This is a genomic window from Enterococcus sp. DIV2371, from assembly GCF_050498525.1.
GTDB lineage: Bacteria > Bacillota > Bacilli > Lactobacillales > Enterococcaceae > Enterococcus_B > Enterococcus_B mangumiae.
Map to the genome: position 1 here is coordinate 2,696,598 of NZ_JBIPAJ010000001.1, position 19,363 is coordinate 2,715,960.

Below are 19,363 nucleotides of genomic sequence, written 5' to 3' on the forward strand. Positions count from 1 at the left end.
GTTCGTCCTCCTTCAAACTTTGTCTTCTAACGCCCACAGTTCTTTCAAAAATTCTTGAATTCCTTCACGGCAAGTTTTTTTGTTTTTTTGGTATAACTCAGGATCTTGAATACTGATACTAGATGAGGTTGAAACGTCTTGATCTCCATCAATCGACGCAGAGAGGTAGACAACCATTTTTTCATCGATCATGACCTGTCCTGCAAATGTGCTGCTTGTTTTAGTCGTTAACATGTTGATTCTCCTCCTTTTCAAATTCATCCATTAGCCGGTCACAAATTTCTGCATCTTCACCAGATAATACACCTTCATAATTGGCTAATGTTTCGCCAAATGCTTCAATTAGTTTGGCATTTACTCCGCCATCAATGACAACTACCTCTGCCAATAAAATATTCATTTCTTTGACATATTCTTGTCTAGTTTCTTTTTTTAACTCATAGCCTGTTTGTGTTTCATTGAGAATCAGCTTTCCTGAAGCGTCTTTTTGTCCATATTTTTCAAAAAGCTCCATCTGTGATTCATGCAGTTCCTTTGCAGCATCTAATAGCGCATTTTTAAGTTTTGAACGTTGCCGATTTTTCCTTGTCCCTTCAATTTTCATATTCGTTAAAAAGCGTATTGCTGCGTTTAGTTCTTCATTTTTAAGAGTAATTCTCATGCTGTTTTCCCCATTCTTTGTTCTAATTTTTGAATGCGTCGTTCCTGGTCCTCAACAATCGCAATCAATTCTTGATTCGTTTTCGTATTCAGATTTACCTGTTTGTTCATGTCGATTCTCAAATAATGATCATCCTCTTCGATAGGTGCTTGAAGAAACGGAACATCTTGTGCAATCATTCCGAACTGCTTCCCACTCGGAATATTGACCTTGGAACTCTGATTTCGATAACCCTGTTTCCACTCAAAATCAACCATGTGAATCCGTTTTGTTTCTTGAATGCCATTGACGATCGTATCTTCGATATTTTCTTTAAGACGGATATCAGATTGATTGGTGATCGACCAACCATTCATGTTCAAATTACCAAACATTTGAATGATCCCACTATTTGCTCTGATTTCAAGAAGGATTATTCCTCCTGTATTTGTTCCGCGCCCTAGAATTAAGCTTGCGCTGTTTCTAGCATGATAGGCAACACAAGGGTTTCCAGCAGAAGTTGTACTTCGTTCAAACCCACCAATATTCGAAGTTGCAGTATTGTAGAATTGTAAAGAAGTACCAGTCAGTTCCATAAAGCGGATATTCGCAGATCGATTAAAGGTCAAGGTGGTTGGTGTCAAACGCAAGGTGTTTCCCATTGAGTTGAACCCTACTTGAATGGCATTAGTAGCTAACTTATCTGCCGAAACAGCTCGTGCTGCAATCGTCGTGGCTGTGACTGCACCTGCTGCAAGTTTGGCGGTTGTTACCGATCCACTGGCCAATTTATCCGCAGTAATTGTGCTACCGGTAATGTGACGAGCGATAATGGCATTTGAAGCAATCCGATCAGCAGTGATGGCATTTGTGGCTATTTGGTTTGCAGTTATTGTATTCGCTGCAATCTGAGCGGCTGTGATCGTGTTTGCTGCAATCTTTGCAGCTGTGACAGCTTCAGCATCTAACTTCACTGTTGTCACTGCATTAGAAGCAATTTTCACTGCAGTGATAGCTCCGGAAGAAATCTCTGTTGCTGTAATTGTTCCAGCAAAGATATGGCTTCCTCGAATGGTATCTGCCGCAATCTGTGTCCCTGTGATCGTTCCTGCCGCAATTTCCGTTGCTGTGATGGTTCGTGCGGCAATCTCATTCGCAGTGACCGCATTCGTGGATATGTGCCTTGTGATAATCGCATTGGTCGCAATCTCGTTCGCAGTGATTGTTTGAGCGTTGATTTCTCTGGCTGTGATTGTATTTATGGCTAAATCATTCCCGACAATACTCCCTGCTCTAATTTGTGTGGTGGTGATAGTTCCAGCAACAATCGACAAGGCTTGGATCGTGTTTGCTCGAATCTTGCCACCATCAATCTCGACTGTGTCCTGCCACTGCCAATCAGAAAGAAGATCCTCAACCTCTCGAATATCAGACATTGCATCATCGATTCGCTTTTGTGCATCAAGGAAATTTTGTTCGGCGGACTTCAAGCGATCATCCAGTAGAGGTAACGAAATATTGTTCAATTCATTCAAAGCTAGCTCGTTGTCAATCAGTTTCTGCTCAAGTCCCGGCAACTTAACGGTGGTGAGTATGTCCATTTCAACTTCAAGCTCTTTTAACCGGCCTTCAAGATCCGGCAAAATGTTCTGCTTTAAATCATAAAGAAGCTGATCGTTCTCTGTCAGACGTTCATCCAGTTCCGGAAGAATCCGATCATTTAAATCGTCCAAGATTCCTTCTAGTTCATCTAGTTCCTTCGTATTGGCAGTCTGCCCAAAAACTTCCTCGCTGAAGTTGCCAGCGACACCGTGGTGATTAACTGCCCGAACACGGTAGTACCATTGCAATTTGGTTTCTGTTCCATGGGTATAGGCATTCACATTTGTAGTCCCCAACAGATTGCTTGGTCCCGGAATAAACCCTTTTTCTTGAGAGCCGTAAATTTCATATTCTCGAACGGTCAGTCCCTGCATATCCCAATGCAGAAGAACTTGGCTAAAACCACCATAAGCAACAAGATTTGTAATTGTGCCAGGTCTAACGTTGGCTATGTTTCCAGGGCCAATAATGGGGGGGCGATTGATCTGTTCCTCATGATCGCGATCCTGTTCTTTTTGATTGGACCCCAATGTCGCTCTTGAATCGCCAATCTCAATCGATTCGTATTTATCTAACAGCACGTTCCAAACCGTCTGATTGATCTTCGCATTGACGTTGACACCTAGCTTGTTAAAAGCCACGGTGACGGTGTCATACAGCTCCAATTGCTCGAGCAGCCGATGTTGTTCCTCACCAGTCGCACTGTACAGATCCGCAAACTTCACTTTCAGATTTACACGAGGCAACCCGACCTGATTGCTAGAAATATAGTACTGAGCGAACTGGCGTAACTCTGCGACCGTTTGAGGATTACGGCTACTGAGATCCACTGTCTGTACCCGACGTTCCGGAAACTTGTCGACATGAGAACTATCTAGAATGACTTCCGGAAGAACTAACTCACTGGCACCTTCTTCATTTGCTCGAGCATAAGGTCGAATTGATGTGTAGGTACTTTCGATTGATTCTTCTTGCACGAGATCCACCAAGTTCTTGCCATAAGCTATGACAACACCGGTGTCTCTTCCACCATTTCGCATCAAACGAATTTCGTTGTTGTCGAAAATATATTCACCGTTGTAATTTTGAAGTATCGAACCTTCCTTTCCGCCCAAGGCATCGGCGGCACTTTCGAAATGGCCAACTTCGGAAAAGTCCATCGCGGTGACCGTCGTCAGATCCGTAAACACGCTAAAATCACGCTGAGGAACTAAAAGAGCGCGCCACTGATTCAACGCTTCTTGCGCCGAAATGGCGGTGTGCTTCTGTCCTTTGTTTAGTGCTGTTTTTTCGGTTAAAAGTGAAATATGATCACATTTAATAGAAATAATGCCGTGTTGAGGTTTAGTAATCTTAGTGATTTCAAATCGTTGTCGCTTCGATCGAGTACCCGGACCAACATCAACTACTACTTTCTTCCCTTTTTTCAACTGAGAAAATAACTGTCCGTTGATTGGATAATTAAAGGTTAGATATGGAAATTGATTTCTATGTCTTACAGCCAATACGCTGCTTGCTTCATTCAATAACCCTAGACCGAGCGTGCTGTAATCGTTATTCGATTCATTGTAAAGAATTGGCACACTCATATCGCAATCGACCTCCATCTTGGTGTAATTGTTACCTGTGTGATTTGTGTAGTGAATGAAATGGTATTAGTTCCTGGTCGCAGCTGCGGAACATGGTACCCATCGTTTTGCATCAAGATCGCACTTGATATATTGACTGTGCCATCACGATACGCTGTCCCTAACTCACTATCGATCGTAATCATGCCAGCACCGGCAGCTCTCAGAATTCGAAACTGCCGACCATTGATGGTCAGGGACGCATCTGCCGTCCCACTGTATCGAAATTGGATTATCGGCAGTGATGGAATCGATTCAGGATTGTCTAGTGTACGTCCGGATAAAACGGAAACAGCTGTTTGACCATCCAACCGATACATTACTGGCTTGCACTGAAAAGGCAACGCTAAGTCAAAATGATCACGCCAGCGATCGAGAATTCGAACTTGCGAATGAAAGATGCCTTCGTAGAAGTATTCCGAATCCTCAGAAAAAAGAAGCCGACTGTATCGCTTTGGTTCCTTCAGCCAGTGCGTAATTTCTCTGACTTGCTGGAAAAGCGACTTGTCTGCTTCTTTCCTTAATTCCATCGGAAATGTTTTGATGATATCTTTTTCTCGTTCATTGTCGTAAATGATTGCCCCTTGTCGACCATCGACCTCATCAAATCGCAAATCTGATTCAGGAATCGTCAACTCCATCTCATTCAGGAGATAGAGGTTCTTGTCAATCGACTTATGGCCATTAAATTCAAAATAGGGTTGTACAGCTTTCACTCTAATCTCCTCCTCATTTCATCTGCCGTGTGTTCTGCGAGTAATTCCGACAATTCAGCAATATCTAATTTGTCATTGATTGTAATCTCATCAAAATGAATATCGATATGCGGTGTATTATGGATCGTTTGGGTGGTGGTTTTTGTCTCGCTCTTAACTGCTGGTAACGACAATCCAAACCCAGCATTACCGGCAATCGCCACCGACTCAGCTTGAATATTCGGCAAGACAAGCTGGGCACCTAAATCCTCAATGGCATCTAACGCTAAATGCTTGAATCGCTCAATCCCTTCACCAACTCCGGCAGGGATCCACCGTCCCACATCCATCTCCATCACTTTGGATGGTGAATTGATATCTAAAGCTCGTTGCATCGTTTGTGCCACTTGATTAGCGATGGAAGCTGCAGTGCTAAGAACTTGAGCTTGCCCGGCAATTAATCCATTGTTTAAACCGATCATAGAGTTTTGACCAATGCGATAAAACTGATCAGGTAGATGATTCATTTGATTAGGCATCTGTTGTGCACCCTCACGGATAATGTCATTTGCACCCTGCATCCCATCACGATAGGCCTGATTTGATTCACGCATAGCTGCTGTGGCAATCTTAGGAAGACTTTGTAAAGTTTTATCTATTTCCTTAGTCAGTTTTTCAAAAACTTCCTGCATTTTTTTAGATCCCTCATTGGACGCTCTGACCATCTCTTCCGTCATTTTATTGATTTCAGAAACTGCCTGAGGAGCGGCATCAGCTATACCTTGACTTGTGCCTTTACCTACCTTTTCTCCATGTTTTTGGTATTCTTGTTGATTCATGTGTGTGGAAATTTCATTCCCTGGTACTAGTGCAATTTCTTTTGCTGCTTTTTGGACAGCTCCTTGACTATCCGTTATTCCTTTGGCAGATCCGGCACCAACATCTTGACCATTTTTATTGTAGTTACTAGCAGTCATTTCGTTGTTTAAAATATTTTCTGGAACCATCGCAATCTCTTTTGCTGCAGATTCTACTTGTGGTTTTCCTTCACGTACACCTTGACTTGTGCCTTCACCAACAGGATGCCCCAGAGAAATATATTTATCGATCCCCACGGTTTCTCTAATCGTTTGTTCCGGAACATTAGCTACTTCTTTAGAAGCTTCTTCTACTGAAGTAATATTATCTAAAATTCCTTGTCCAAATTTTGTTGGTGGTGCTACACCCATTGCGGCGTAGTCCGTTTGTTCTAGGTGAGGGCCCATCACTCTCTCTGGCGTTTGAGCAACTTCCTTTGCTGCTTCCTCTACTTTGGGGGTTGCTTCTACCATCCCATCCCCAATTTCTTCGACAGGTTGACGTCCCCACTGTGCAAAGTCTTGCCCCTCTGTTCCTCTGCGTAAAGATGCCTCACTTTTTTCTGGAACTAATCCAAACTTTTCAGAAACAGTCTCCGTTTCTTCACCAACAATATTTGCCATACTCGCCATCGCTTGCTTCATCGTCGCATCCGCAGTCCCATTTAAATCACTAATGTGCTGTTGTGCTGTTTCTGGTAATTTACCTAATTCAAGATCTAAATTTTCAACAAACCACGCCGATTGTTCAGCTGACATTTTTGGTAGGTCCTCCATATGAAGACCCATTTGTTCCAGAAGGCTTTTTGTATGTTCTCCACCTAACTCCGCTAATGAACCAAGATTCAGTCCCATCTCATCAACCATTTGCTGTGTTTGAAGCGCACCCGCCGGACCTAGCTTTTCAAGTTGCATAATAATGCCATCATCTACACCGGCCTTCGCCAAAATGGCAACATTGGTCGACCACGTTCTCATAGCTTCAGCATTTTTTTGTAGATTTTCCTTCATTTGATCCAAGCTTATCGCTTCTTGTTGTTCAATCTGCTTAAAAGCATTTCCTGATTCTTCTACCAGCTTTTTGTACATGCTATTCATAGATTCCAAGGCAGCTTGTTGTGCATCAGATAGAACATTCCATGAAGTAATCATCTGTGAATTAGCTTCTGAGACTGTCTCTGCGACTGCTCGTCTTTTCTCTTGCTCCTCCGCGTACAATTGATTTCGTTCGGATTGATTTTCAACAAGTAAACCTTGAAGTTCATCTTCCTTCTGGGATAGTCCTTCCAGTGATTCTTTGACTTTTTTCTTTCCATCAACGCCAGATTCTGAGGCTTCTTGCTCCAATCTCATACGTTCTTTGGCTACTTCAGTTAATGAGGATTCAATGTCTGCAGCTTCTTGATTCAACGTCTTTTGTCGTTCGGTTAGCCGATTGACTTCTTCCATTCCTTTAGAAGCTTCAATCCGTTTGTTTATTTCTTCTGTGGTTGCATTAAGCAGGCCTGTTTCTTCGTCGTAAGAGAGATTTAGACCAGTCACTGAATTATTCAGTTCATCAACTGTATCAGCCATCAATTTTTTATCCGCAGCCGATTTATCTTCAATTGCTGAAAGCCTTTGTAATTCAGCTGCTAGATCCTTGTTTCTTTCTGTATTCGACTCGATCACTTTAGCTTGTGATTCAAATTCTTTTGCACTGGACTGGGTTGACTTTTCTACGCTATCAAGATCGCCTTTTAATCCATCTAATTCACTAGCTAATTCTTTGGCTTTTTTACGAGCTGCAAAGAAATCTATGCCCATTTTTGCGGCCGCAACTCCAGCTAAACCAAGTGCAACCGCAGTGCCTGCGACCACAGGATTTAACAGAATACTAGCAGCCGCTAATGCTTTCTTCGCTACTGCAGAAGCACCAGCAGCAATCGCATAGGTTTTTTGGGCAGCTGCTGCCCCTTTTAGTGAAGCTGCATTGGAAATGTTTGCTGCGACAACCGCTTTAGTGGTGGTGGCGTTCTGTAAGTTGAGACTGATTCCCAGTTTTGTAGCAACTGCATCAACTTTTTTAGCCATCGTCGCACCAGAAGTTGCACCGGTCAGGTATTTCAACATCTGAACATAAGATGCTGTAGCAACTGCTGCTTTCTGTACAATCAGTAGTCCACCAAATGCAGTTCCTAATCCGATAATTACAGGCGCTGCCGTCACAGCTGCGTCTTTCACAGCAATAACCCCACCAGCCATCATATCAATAGCCGAAACAACCGGAGGGATGACACCAGCGATACTATTCAACGCCCCTTCAAAAGTTTTACCAAACCCTTGAATATTTTCTTTCATTGAGCCAAAGCGAGTTTTGCCAAATGCCTCGTCCATAGATGCGATAATGTTTGCTGTTCCTCGACTTGTTGCAGTAGCCATATTGGCAAACGACCCTGCCCAAGTATCCCCAGCTTGTTGAGCCATCCCAGAAACCGAGGTGAATTCATTCCCACCATCACGCATCGCCTGTTCAACCGTATCAAAAAACTCATTGGCACTAATTTCGCCATCACGCAACGCATCTCGAATACTCTGCATACTCATGCCAGTTGCATCTTCATAGATTTTCCAAGGATCAACACCACGACGGACCATCCGATCCATTTGAGCCATGTTTACGGTACCGGTGGCTCGCATCTGGATCATGGCATCCATCACATTATCCATTGTTTCTGCAGCGCCATCACCATACATGGCAACTGCATCACCCCAGATTTGATAACTTTTCGTCGATTGTTCTAATGAACCATTTTGCATAACTAAACGTTGAACGGTCTGTGCCGCACTATCAAGCATGTAGTTTGTACCAACAACGACATCTCGAACGCCTTCCATCCCTGCAGCGGCTTCTTCTGAGCTACCAGTTAATCGAGTCATCGTATTTTCAAAGTTATTCAAAGTATCAATACGACCAAATGCACCATCTAATGAACCTTTAGCCATCGTTAGTGCTGTAGTTGCTCCTTTTGTGATCAACATCGCTGCGCTTAATTTCCCAACACTACCAGTTAACAGATTGGCACTAGGATTAGGCTTCTCAAAAGAATCACCTAACTTACTCCCAGTGGTATCTGCGTACTCTTGTAGGGCCAATAAATGCCCCTTCATAGCATCAACGGCAGATCCTAATGCACTTGATCCATGTTTGGCTCCGGCTTCAATACTTTCTGAAATGCTTTTCCCGGCTTTGGTAGCAGACAGTTCCACAGGCGGTACCATTTTCGAAGCTGTTTTCCCAATACTTTCCGTGGCATTATTGGCTTGTTTAGCGCCAGATTCAAACGATTCAGCAATTGCTCGACCTGATTTGTTAGAAAAACTCTCCACACTATTTAGTAACGAACTTCCTGATTTACCAACGCTATCAAGAGCTGCAATTGATGATTTCGCTCCGGAATCAAAATTTTCAGCAATGCTTTTCCCGGCTTTTGTGGCTGATAAATCGACTTGCGGTACCATTTGATTCACAGATTTCGTAATAGAATCTGTAGAAGTTTCAGAATCCTTAGCAGCACTTAGAAAAGTTTCACTAATACTACGCCCCATTGTTGGTGCAGAAGATTCCACAGAAGAAACCAAGCTTGTGACTGATTTAACGACACTTTCATTGGCCTGATTGGCATCCTTGGCACCTGTATCAAAGTTATCACCGATTGACTTACCAGCTTTAGCTGTTGCAGATTCGGTCGTCTTTCCTAAACCTGATACGGTCTTTTCGACAGAATCTACTGCTTGATTTGCCGATTTTGCTCCTGATTCAGTATTCGCACCCATGTCAGACCCGACTTTTTTCATGACATCATCGGCATTTTTACCCAGTCTGGAAAAGCCTTGTTCGACCGTGTCAATTTCTTTCGTGACCTGTTTGCCGTTGACGATTATGTCGATCGTTACCTTACCATCACTTCGACTCATCTTCTTCACCTTCTTTCGGTAGTGCATAGAGTTTCTTCAATTTTCTTAGTTCATCTTTTGCTTCTTTATTTCCTTTTCCTGTTGGCATTTTCCTCGTCCTTATCGACACGATCTGTCTAAACCTAGTTTCATCTGGTAATCCTCCAAACAAGGCAATAAACTTCTCCCATCGCATCTTCCCTCGTTCCTCAAATAGATCGATACCGTATGATTGATAAAATGCTGCGTAAATATTTGGCGCATCATAATCAAAAGAAAAATGCTGGTCCGCAATCTCTTTCATTTTTGGTTTTAATTGGTTGCCCTTCTTGTCATAACGTGGCTTTGGTTTTTCCCAAATATCAAAAGTTTCCAAGATTGATAAAAAAATCGTATTTTGTGTTTCAATGTCATACAAAAACGAAACACCTAATAAAAGCTGTAAACCCAGAACAATTTTTTCTGGTTCCGTCAAAATCGGATCCTTTAACAAGTCAAAAAGACGTAGCACCGTATCGAAAGAAAGATCGATCGGATAACTAACGCCTTCGATTTCCACCGTGTCTTCTAATCGATACTGTAGTTTCATTGCTCTATCCTTCTAAGTAACGCTGCATTTTATCGAAGAATTGTTTTTTTCGTCCGCCAAGCTCTTCTCCTACTGCGGAACAAATCTCCATGTAGTACTCAGAGATCAATGTGTAGTCAGGCGAAAGCTTAAACAACTTGTTAAATGCGCCATCTCCTAAAAGCTGATCCATCACTTTTTCTAATTCTTCATGCGCCTTCCTGTCAGCTGTTTCCGGTTTGATCATCTCTTTTTCCAGTTTTTCAGTGATCTTTGCAGACTTTGTCGCATAATTTGAAACTAATTTCCAAAAGGCTTCTGCTCCTTTTTCGGATGTATCAATATAAAATGTGTGTTCGCCAATCTCAATTGGTAGTTGTGTTTTTTTCACTTGGATTTTTACCATGTTTGTTTCCTCCATTCGTTGGTATATAAAAAAGAGAAGCGATAATCGCTCCTCTTACTTAGTCTCTTCTTTCTTGTTTGCTTTAGTGTTTGTTGGTGCAGAATTCAAAGACACATCTGCGTTATTACCACCGGATCCCGGAACACCTTCCGTCGGTGTTGCATCGAAGGTAATTGTACAAGAAAAATCTTCCGTTGCATCCGCTGCACCAGATCCAGCCACAATGTCCGTCACTGTCGCATGTCCAGTCCATTGTTTTGTCTTGTCAGCACTGACAACACGATGCCAAACTTTACGACCAATGCCGGTTTTATACTTCATGTCTGCAATAATTTTTTGTGCTTTATCTTCAGAATCATAGTCACCAGATACGTTATAAGCTCCAGATACACTATTGACCATGTTTGTTTTCACGCCGTTGTAGTAAGCTTTTTCCTCTGTTGTTTCCGTTGTCGCATCAGAAATGTCTTCAATTCCATCTGCCAATTCTACCCACGCAGCTTCTGTTGGTGGTGTAGCGATATTCGTAAATGGCGCAATAAAATGACCACGTTCACTGTTTACATTTTTCATTTAGTCTTCACTCTCCTGTGGTTTATTTTTAAAATAGAGTTTTGCTTGGACGACTAATCGATAATAGAAGAACTTTTTATCGTCTTGACCAAGCAAAAAGGGTTCATTGGAAATTGTCAAAGCCATGAATTGATAAGAACCATCTTCAGATGGGATAGATTTCACATTTTCTAAAATCTCAGAAAGCTGATAGATGACACGGTCGCCAGAAAAGTTTTGGGTCTTGAACCGAAATTCAAACGGCAATTCCTTGACCTTGTCCCCATTCATGTACGATTTGACTGTTCGGCCTCCCGGTAGTGGTACCAACCGAATTGACTCCTCCTGATCGATGGCTTGGATAATCACCGGCACATCGATTTTACTGGCTACTTCCTGTAGCCGATCTATAAAATCCATTATAGTTTCGCTCCAATCTTAAATGCCTGTAACCAATCACTCATGAATAAGGGTTTCGCTGCTTCATCCCAAAATGGACCGGTTCCGGGCTGCTTATTGACAAATGGGATCCATACACCAGTTACTGGATGCTTTCGGCCGCCATAATACTGCGGACCTGCATATGGCGCATCAAATATCAGCTGACTTCCCCGACCAGATACTTGGCCAGTGTCACGCAAATGCATCGTGTCCCATGGCACCACATTTTCGTTCATGGTTTGTAGCATCCGGTTGGCCATGTTCAACTGACCAAGCCCCAAGTTATCTTCACTAAGCTTTGATCGGACACCACCTAGATCAATGTCAATCTTGATCCCACTCATCAGACCACCTCAATTTCATAGCCGAAAGGATCAGGTGAATCAGCATTCAGCGGTACAACTTTTGCGATAGTGTAATGTTTGCCAAAGATCTCAATTTGGTCTGCAACTGAAAATTCTGGTAATGGTCCAGTGTATTTCTTCACCATAGAAATCAATGCATTGGGCGTTTGTACTTTCCCATCGACATCCCTCGGCTCAAACTTGACTGTGTCATCAAAGCGGACATGCTCAATGACAAGCTCATCCTCAAGAATAGGCTCACCTCTTGGGGTTACACCAATTTTCTTCCGATAGATCATTGCATGAGGGAAAAAACGTTTTGGTGGCATTCTCATCGACTCACCCCACGATATAACAGGCCTGTGCCAGATAACTGCAGCATAGCGTCCCCAGAAAGCAGAGATACTTCGTTTGTCGATGACGAACCACCTTTACCTTTAGAAACGCTCATCCGCCCAATGGACCAACTATCAGGCTCTTGCATTCCAAACGTTGTAGTGGCCTCAGCCTCATGCATGTACTCAATCTGGTAAGCAACAGCCAACTTAAAGGCATTGCGGCGCATCGGAATATCTAATTCAAGATCGTTGCGTTGATAGAACCGTCTCGTTTGGATGTCCAACAATGCACTGGCTTTTCTCAGAAGCTTTCGGAAGTCTTTTTCAGTCAGTTCCGTGTCACGATCCACGAGTCGCTTGTACTCTTTAAGAGACAAGTAGCCACATGGCTCGATGCTTTCCTGATCGTCAAAGATTTCATTCAACGGCTTACGTCTTATTCGTTCCACGGTTTCACCTCCATGAAAAAAGAGAGTGGTTATTCACTCTCTTTTAACAACTTAATTAATTCTGATTTTTTGACAGTAGATAGATACTCGATTCCGAGGCGATCCAACTCGGCTTTAAGCTCATCGACCTTCATATCATCGATAACCAACGACTGACCCTCTACCTCATTTTCATCAGGCTCCCCCGGTCCTTCAGGGGGCGTTACTTTGACAATACGTGCTGGATACCGATGATACCGATTTGTTTGTCTTCATAAACTTTTTTCCAGTTAGTTGGATCAGATAAATCGTTGTTTGTAGGCGTAATTTCACCTTCTTCACGCTCGGTATTTGTAAACTTGACACCATAAGGATGCATCGTAAATGCTCGACGAGTATAGACTTCGTCATTTCCTTTATTTGCGACCCGAGCTGTTTCAAACGTCGTTAGCTTGCTTGGGTTCCCTGTATTACGACCAATTGATCCAGAAGCAAATAAATAAGAAGTATAAACTTTCGTAGCTCCTGATCCTTGTGATGGAACACCATCGTCAACAACTACTCGATACCCTAAGTAAGTTGGAATGTTGACTTCGCCGCGCGCATTCGGGATAAATGCAATCAGGTTTTGCTTTTGCAATGTTGTATAAACAGCTGAATGCATAACGATCATACTTAATCGATCAGCCGAATCACCTAAAAGTTGTTTCGCATCTAAGACCAACTCAGGTGAGATGCCTTCTGTAGGTTTTGCCAATAAGTGAGTACTTGCCAATGCGCCATTTTCTGCAAACAAGCCATTCAAAACGGAAATAAGAACTGCTTGTTCTCGACGCATCCACCAAGAAGCAATTTTTCCCATTAAAGCCCCCAGAGGGTCATCTCCAGAAACAACAGCTGCCAACTCATTCACTGACCATCCACGACCACGATACATAACTGCCGCAATATCTGCAGATGCAGTGATTTTTCCTGTTTTAAGCGCCTTATCGCCATCACCTAATGTTTCTTCTTCACCATCAAGATCATTCCAGAAAGGCATATTTACCAATAATCCCCCAGCTGTAATATTCGCAGCAACAGTAGGATCTGCTACAGCAACACCTGACTGGATAATTGCTGATTTTTCTTCAGTAAAATTGTTCATGTAGGCATTGAAGACTTCCGGGGTTACAACGTCCAATAATTTTGTAATTTCATTTGCCATGTTCTATTTCTCTCCTTCTTGTTGTTTTTGTAGATATTCTGTCAGATTAAAGTTCTCTGACTTCATTTCTTGTTTCATTGACGTACTGCCATTTTTAGATGGTCCTCCGGCATTACCTGACGAAACAAAGTCGGGATCGTTGTTTCCTGAATCGTCTTGAAACAAGAAAGATTTTTGTTCCTTCAATGTTTTGACTTGTTCTTCAAAGCCTTGTAGCTTGCCATCGGCAACTTTGATCGTGTCACGGTCTAATAAACCAAGAACGATAGCCTCGTCTTGTGCTCCTGCTTCTTTGAGGGCTAATTGAATTGCGAAGTCTTTTTGCTGATCAGCTAATTGCTTTTCAGAATTTGCTTTTGACTCGTCAAATTTGGCTTGTAAATCCGCAAATTGCTGCTCAAGTTCTTTGTTGCCTTTTGCAGACTCTTTCAACGTGTCCAATTCCGATTGATTGTCCTTCAACTCCTGCTTGGCACTGTCGCGCTCACTTTCAGCGGTAGCTACTTGCGCATTCAGTTGCGTCACAGTCTTTCCGTGCAGCGCCATTACGCTTTTTGCGGTTTCTTCATCAATACCTAAATTGATCAGTTCTTCTTTCTTCATTTCTGGTTCCTCCTAAGAATTTTTTGAGTGGCAACTACCACTGTGAGTCCGTCTTTTTGAGACATCCGTGCAGGTCTGGTATTACGAATAAACTTGTTCTCTCGAATAATCTCGACGCAACAATTGATCATGTTCATTGATAAATGATCTCAACGATGCTTGTCGCCGTCTGATCAGTTGTTTGAAGTGTTGGATATCTTCTTTGTTGTCGATCGTTGTTGCAGCATCCAATTGCCGTTTGGCACGACGAATAGCGACTTCCATGCGGCGTTGCTTGGCAACTAGGTCCGCATTGTCAATCGCTTGTTTTGGATCATATTGATTCATATGGACGTCAAGATTCGGATCATAGATTTGGATATACAATCGATGCCGGCAATTAATTCCTTGGGTTCCATCAGGCTCACCATAGCCATGATCATAGATTGACGAAATATGCCTCAACTCTTCTAGTGCATCCTCTGTGCGGACAAGCAAGACCCACCCACCTTGGATATGCGCACAGTGTGGTCGTGCAGCCATATGGCTACTCATTAAGGCAGTGACAATGCCATGCTCGAGCCCTCGCTTAAGTCGCAGATCCTGATAGACTCTGTGAGTTGTGGCTTTCAAAACCATCCGGACGTAACGCTCAAGGCTCCATTCACGCCCTGCCTTATCGACAAAAGTCGTCATCACCCCTTTTTCCACCATCGCATAGATCGATTCCCTGAGCGCTTGCTGTGGCGTTTTAGCGCCGCCAATGATTTTGGCCACAGTATCGTTAAGGACTTGCTGATACATCTTAGCCAGTGGATTATTCGGGTAATTGGTGTCGATCAGCGTTTGGTTGACATGATTGTCTAGATCTCGCCATTGCTGATTAAGATATGACTCTATCACATTGTCGATCTCCGTTCGTGGTGGCGGTTCTTTTCCGGTTTGTTTAGACAAATTCTTGTCCAGATCCGAAACAACTTCAAATCCCATATCCACGATGATCTTACGTAGCTGATCATAGGAATACTGACTTGTTTCACTAACTACCTGCTGCAGTGATTGTTGATTCAACAAATTTAGTTGCTGCATCTTTTCAAGCTTCCATCGAAATGCATTATCTTCTGTGAGTGGCGTTCTAGTTGGCTTGTTTAACTGACGGACAAGGAGCTTCATAATCTCGTCTTCCATCGCCATATAAGCATCTTGAACGTAAGAAGCTTCAATCTCTAATTGCTTTGGCGTAATTGTCATTCAATCACTCCTCGTATTCATCGATTCCTGTTGTTGGCAGATCACTCCTAGTCATCATATTGAATTCGTCCTTCAAGGCTTCGGCATAAAGACGTTTGGCTACATCTTCCGGCATGTCCTTCGTTTTGGCCAACACATACCACCCCGGTATGATGCCAGCGTTTCTCAAACGCAGGAATTGATTTACTTCGGCATCCTTATTCAGGAAAACACCGTCATCTAAGTCAACGCCAATGATCTCAGCTGCAGGTATTTCTCCGGTATAGACTTTTTGGCCAGTAGCATTTTTAACGTTGGTTCCCAGCTCACAAATCGAGATAATCAGCTCTTGAATGAACTTTCGCAGCTCCTTCTCATGCATGTTGCGTGATTGGTAGGTCTGTGAGTTCTCACTGACCACCTCCGTAGCTGTTTTTGTACTACGGATCCCTTCACCGTTAAAAGTAAACGTGCCAGTAGAAAGACCAGTCTCCATCTCCAACGTACGCAAATGATGATTGATAGCTGCAACGTATTCGGTCGTTCTAATGTCCGATGTCAGGTCCTTGATGGTCATATCATCCATCTTGCTACCGGGCACTGGCACAAAGACATCTTCATCGTCATCAAAGAATTCAGTGATTTCGTTCTTCCGATGATCAACCTTGCCTTTCATCAGCATCTCACTGACTGCAATTCGACGTCTACCACGCTTGATTTCCATGTTGAACTCGTCAAATGTTAAATTCAGGCGGTCCAGTGTGTTTTTCGAGTTATCATAAACCCCTAATCCTAATGGACTATATGGATGGATGTTGTTAAATCCTGCAGGTTTTAAATAGGCAAATTGTGGTCGTGACATGTTGTAAAAAACAGCACGTTCGGCCATCTCAGGATAGAGCTTACTTAGTTTGATCTGCTTACCTAGAATATCCGGTGACTCGCTCTCATACAGTTCGTTACTGACAACATAGTTACCGTTCTTCCACTCATGGAATTCTAGCTTGGTGTAGTAGTAAGTCGTATCTCCTACTGTTTCAGTAGTCCGGAATGGGATTGCGCACTCACTAATCTTGTTCGTATTGCTTCGTAATGGATAGAATGCATCAGCAAGTGCCCAAGAAAACTCAATTTCTTGTGAATCCTTATTGAAGTATGGCCGAACAGCTAATCCACCTAACGCCATTGCAGGCTCTAAGTATCGGCTGAGGTTCTTCTTGAAATCGTTATGCTCAAGAACATGTTGGATCCAGTCATTTAAAGGATTCGCAATTTCTTTGCCGTTTTCGTCCTTCACTTCACCGACAAGGATCTCCGCCTGCTCGTTGAACAAAACCTTTGCATATTCTGCAGCCACCTTCTTGGCCATGTTGACCGTAGAAAACCGTCGGGTCTTCTGGTTCTGCTTGCTATTGGTGTAATTGATGATGCCGTACTCGCCACGATAATATCGAAAACTCTCAGCGATACGCTCAAACTCTTTCGGATCTGCATCGATCTTAGGATGATCAAATACAGATTGAAACTCTTGCTTATTGATAAGAGCCGCCCCCTTTCCTAACCATTTTTTTATATTGTCTACGATCCTCAAATGCTCACCTCCTAAACCATCAACTCTAATTCTTTGGCATTATCAATGCAGAAGTACTGGAAAGCATCGCAAGTGTGGTCATCTTCTTTGACAACTTCTTGGATGCCTTTAGCGACCTTTTTCTCATCCCAGCGGTATTTTTTATGCTCTTCGACAAAAATTTTGTTGTTCTCGTTGTCGACATAAAAGAAACGCCCTTGGGAAAATAGGTTCGTTGCATAGTCGATCATGGCTTCTTTTTTTAATTTAGCCACTGGGTTCCACCTGATTTCATGATCATAGTAGTACTGATTTCTCAAAGCGCCCTCAGCGCCATCGATCGTTAGGTTTACAATCGGCGCATTATTGCACACTGGCATCTTAGACGTGCGATCAATAAACTTGTACAAGATACGAGATAGCTGTGTAGGTGCTAACTTGTCGACCTTACCTGCAGGTGAATAGTAATAGGTATCCAGTAGAATGACATTCCCTTTCTGGGTCAGTCCTAAACACAAACAAGTCGTTGCAGAATTGATGTGCCCACCATCAAGGGCATAAAAAAGAGCCACGATATAATCGTCGCTTGGTACTTCATCCAATGGATTAAAATTATGGATATTATAAACGTTATCGCCAAGACCCACAGGTTCACCAAGGTAAAGGTAGCGATAATAATCGTAGTCATTTTCTTTGATGCGATTGATCATCTTGAGCATCTGATCAGTAACAAAGCCCAAGGTGTCATTTAAGTAACTAGAATGATGAACTAAATAATCCGGATCAGTCTCTTTTTCCTCTACCCACTCATTGATCCACTCATAGGGATTGCGTGGTGGATTATAAGACCAATAAAATCGAACAAAATCCGCATCTTCATGCTTTTGCCGCATAAAGGTCGTATTGGACTGATCAAACTCTTCCGCACTCTTAAACTCAGCTGCTTCCTCGTACCATACGGCAATGATATCGTTAATATCGTTTGATTTGAGCTTTTGGAAGTCATCTTGACCATAGAAATAAATCGTACTTCCAGTCTTGCGATGGACAATTTTGAAAGGACTGACCGTGGTGTCAAACCGTTTAAATATGAAAAATTTTTTCAATGCCCACTGCATCTTATTGAATACAGAATCGCGAATTGTGTTACTTACCTTACGAATAACAACGATATTTGCTTTCTTCCCTGAATTAAGATAAGGAATCCAAAGCCAAACTAACAACAAGGCAATCACGGAAGACTTAAACGAGTTACGACCACCCTTCAAAATATTATAGGGTTTTTCTGCCTCCCAAACCGGTTGAAAGTGCCGATTGATTTGTTTAAACTTTTTAAACATCTTACTCACTCATCATCACCCCAAGAATCCACGATGATAATTGGTTCATCGTCAGAATCACCTGCTTCTGGTGTGGTTGCTTTGAGTTTAGCAATCTGCGCATCCATGAGATCCAGTTTTCTGCGGCGTTCGTCTTGTTCATCAGCTAATGAGACAAACTGCTTAATAAGGTTCGACAAGGTCATCATTGCTCTTGATTGGGACTTTAAGAAATTCGCTTGTTTGTCCCATGCATATTGGACCTGCATCGTAGAACTGCTGCCACCGTCACCAGACGTCCATCCTGATTCTTCCTTAGAAAGATCATCCCGATCTGTCACAAACATGATCTCCTGCGCTCGTATAATAGCAGCGTATTGGATCATGATGTTGTTCCAAAGGATATCTGCCGGATCACTGTCTATAAGCTCCTGTGCAATCTCTAAGGATTCCTTAGGTATGATCTTGGCAAATAGGCCATGCTTGAAGGCATTTTTGTTTCCTTTCGGTGGTGCCCCTCCGCTATTGCCTGTCGCATTTTTATTGCTACGTTGTCCTCCCGGTGCGTCCGTTGCGTTGCGATGCGTTGCAACATTTCCTGTTTCGTTGCGTTGCCAATCTTCTCGATTCTTCCGGCTTCGGACAGTAGAAGGACTAAGATCATATTTTTCAGCTAGCGCCTTCAAACTTATATCTTCATTCTCGTATTCCTGTCTGATTTTATTCCATGCGATCAATTCATCTCACCACCTCGCTTATCGTGTTTGTTTTGTGGGTTTATGCCTTACGCATAGACCGATAAAAAGACTCTGTAACGTCCAAGTTTATTTCGTACATTCGAAGGGAAGGGCTAGTATATATAGTTCTAAACGGAAAATACGATTTGATCAAACGTTGTAAAAACAATTGCCGCTTGTATTGCTTGCGCGTCTTTATCTTGTATTTTCTGATCATCCATCTTACTTCATCCTCACAAAGCTTTTCCATTGATTTCCTCCAAAACAAAAAGACAGCACGAGC

Annotated in this window: 19 protein-coding genes; all 19 read right to left on the bottom strand. The window is 42.7% G+C overall.

What is annotated here, in order from left to right; genetic code table 11:
• Nucleotides 1–12 precede the first annotated feature (12 nt).
• The 19 genes from IGL24_RS12635 to terS all read right to left on the bottom strand — a co-directional run bounded on the left by IGL24_RS12635 (nt 13) and on the right by terS (nt 19,080).
• A complete protein-coding gene (locus IGL24_RS12635) occupies nt 13–234 on the bottom strand; it encodes a hypothetical protein (RefSeq protein ID WP_207699531.1) in 222 nt (73 codons plus the stop codon).
• Entirely contained in the window at nt 221–661 is a 441-nt protein-coding gene (locus IGL24_RS12640) for a DUF1617 family protein (protein ID WP_207699530.1), read from the bottom strand. The genes IGL24_RS12635 and IGL24_RS12640 overlap by 14 nt, the downstream gene beginning before the upstream one ends.
• Complete coding sequence (locus IGL24_RS12645) at nt 658–3,831, bottom strand: phage tail spike protein (protein ID WP_429968465.1); 3,174 nt, start codon at nt 3,829–3,831, stop codon at nt 658–660. The genes IGL24_RS12640 and IGL24_RS12645 overlap by 4 nt, the downstream gene beginning before the upstream one ends.
• Nucleotides 3,828–4,586 carry a phage tail protein gene (locus IGL24_RS12650; RefSeq protein ID WP_301359733.1) on the bottom strand — a complete coding sequence of 253 codons (759 nt, stop codon included), beginning with the start codon at nt 4,584–4,586 and terminating at the stop codon, nt 3,828–3,830. Before IGL24_RS12650 ends, IGL24_RS12645 begins: the two co-directional genes overlap by 4 nt.
• Nucleotides 4,583–9,379 carry a tape measure protein gene (locus tag IGL24_RS12655; RefSeq protein WP_429968466.1) on the bottom strand — a complete coding sequence of 1,599 codons (4,797 nt, stop codon included), beginning with the start codon at nt 9,377–9,379 and terminating at the stop codon, nt 4,583–4,585. Before IGL24_RS12655 ends, IGL24_RS12650 begins: the two co-directional genes overlap by 4 nt.
• Complete coding sequence (locus tag IGL24_RS12660; RefSeq protein WP_206855051.1) at nt 9,366–9,947, bottom strand: Gp15 family bacteriophage protein; 582 nt, start codon at nt 9,945–9,947, stop codon at nt 9,366–9,368. Before IGL24_RS12660 ends, IGL24_RS12655 begins: the two co-directional genes overlap by 14 nt.
• Before the next feature lie 4 nt (nt 9,948–9,951).
• Nucleotides 9,952–10,332 (bottom strand): hypothetical protein, encoded by a 381-nt coding sequence (locus IGL24_RS12665; protein ID WP_242543245.1) that lies wholly within the window; start codon nt 10,330–10,332, stop codon nt 9,952–9,954.
• A gap of 54 nt (nt 10,333–10,386) precedes the next feature.
• A complete protein-coding gene (locus IGL24_RS12670; protein WP_023520360.1) occupies nt 10,387–10,905 on the bottom strand; it encodes a phage tail tube protein in 519 nt (172 codons plus the stop codon).
• A complete protein-coding gene (locus IGL24_RS12675) occupies nt 10,906–11,304 on the bottom strand; it encodes a minor capsid protein (protein WP_206855055.1) in 399 nt (132 codons plus the stop codon).
• A complete protein-coding gene (locus IGL24_RS12680; RefSeq protein WP_206855059.1) occupies nt 11,304–11,669 on the bottom strand; it encodes a minor capsid protein in 366 nt (121 codons plus the stop codon). The genes IGL24_RS12675 and IGL24_RS12680 overlap by 1 nt, the downstream gene beginning before the upstream one ends.
• The gene (locus tag IGL24_RS12685; protein WP_206855061.1) at nt 11,669–12,004 is read right to left on the bottom strand and encodes a putative minor capsid protein; all 336 of its coding nucleotides are present in this window, start codon (nt 12,002–12,004) and stop codon (nt 11,669–11,671) included. The genes IGL24_RS12680 and IGL24_RS12685 overlap by 1 nt, the downstream gene beginning before the upstream one ends.
• Nucleotides 12,001–12,456 (bottom strand): hypothetical protein, encoded by a 456-nt coding sequence (locus IGL24_RS12690; RefSeq protein WP_429968467.1) that lies wholly within the window; start codon nt 12,454–12,456, stop codon nt 12,001–12,003. Before IGL24_RS12690 ends, IGL24_RS12685 begins: the two co-directional genes overlap by 4 nt.
• Nucleotides 12,457–12,485: 29 nt before the next feature.
• Nucleotides 12,486–12,590: a HeH/LEM domain-containing protein gene (locus tag IGL24_RS12695; protein ID WP_429968468.1), complete on the bottom strand. Its 105-nt coding sequence runs from the start codon at nt 12,588–12,590 to the stop codon at nt 12,486–12,488.
• A 68-nt stretch (nt 12,591–12,658) separates the two neighbouring features.
• Nucleotides 12,659–13,642, bottom strand: a complete 984-nt coding sequence (locus IGL24_RS12700) for a major capsid protein (RefSeq protein ID WP_429968469.1) — start codon at nt 13,640–13,642, stop codon at nt 12,659–12,661.
• Between the two features lie 3 nt (nt 13,643–13,645).
• Complete coding sequence (locus IGL24_RS12705) at nt 13,646–14,245, bottom strand: phage scaffolding protein (protein ID WP_429968470.1); 600 nt, start codon at nt 14,243–14,245, stop codon at nt 13,646–13,648.
• A gap of 81 nt (nt 14,246–14,326) precedes the next feature.
• Nucleotides 14,327–15,475: a phage minor capsid protein gene (locus tag IGL24_RS12710; RefSeq protein ID WP_429968471.1), complete on the bottom strand. Its 1,149-nt coding sequence runs from the start codon at nt 15,473–15,475 to the stop codon at nt 14,327–14,329.
• Between the two features lie 4 nt (nt 15,476–15,479).
• Entirely contained in the window at nt 15,480–17,045 is a 1,566-nt protein-coding gene (locus IGL24_RS12715; RefSeq protein WP_429968472.1) for a phage portal protein, read from the bottom strand.
• A gap of 11 nt (nt 17,046–17,056) precedes the next feature.
• A complete protein-coding gene (locus IGL24_RS12720) occupies nt 17,057–18,364 on the bottom strand; it encodes a PBSX family phage terminase large subunit (RefSeq protein ID WP_429968473.1) in 1,308 nt (435 codons plus the stop codon).
• Between the two features lie 5 nt (nt 18,365–18,369).
• Entirely contained in the window at nt 18,370–19,080 is a 711-nt protein-coding gene (gene terS / locus IGL24_RS12725; RefSeq protein WP_206854818.1) for a phage terminase small subunit, read from the bottom strand.
• Between the last annotated feature and the right edge of the window lie 283 nt (nt 19,081–19,363).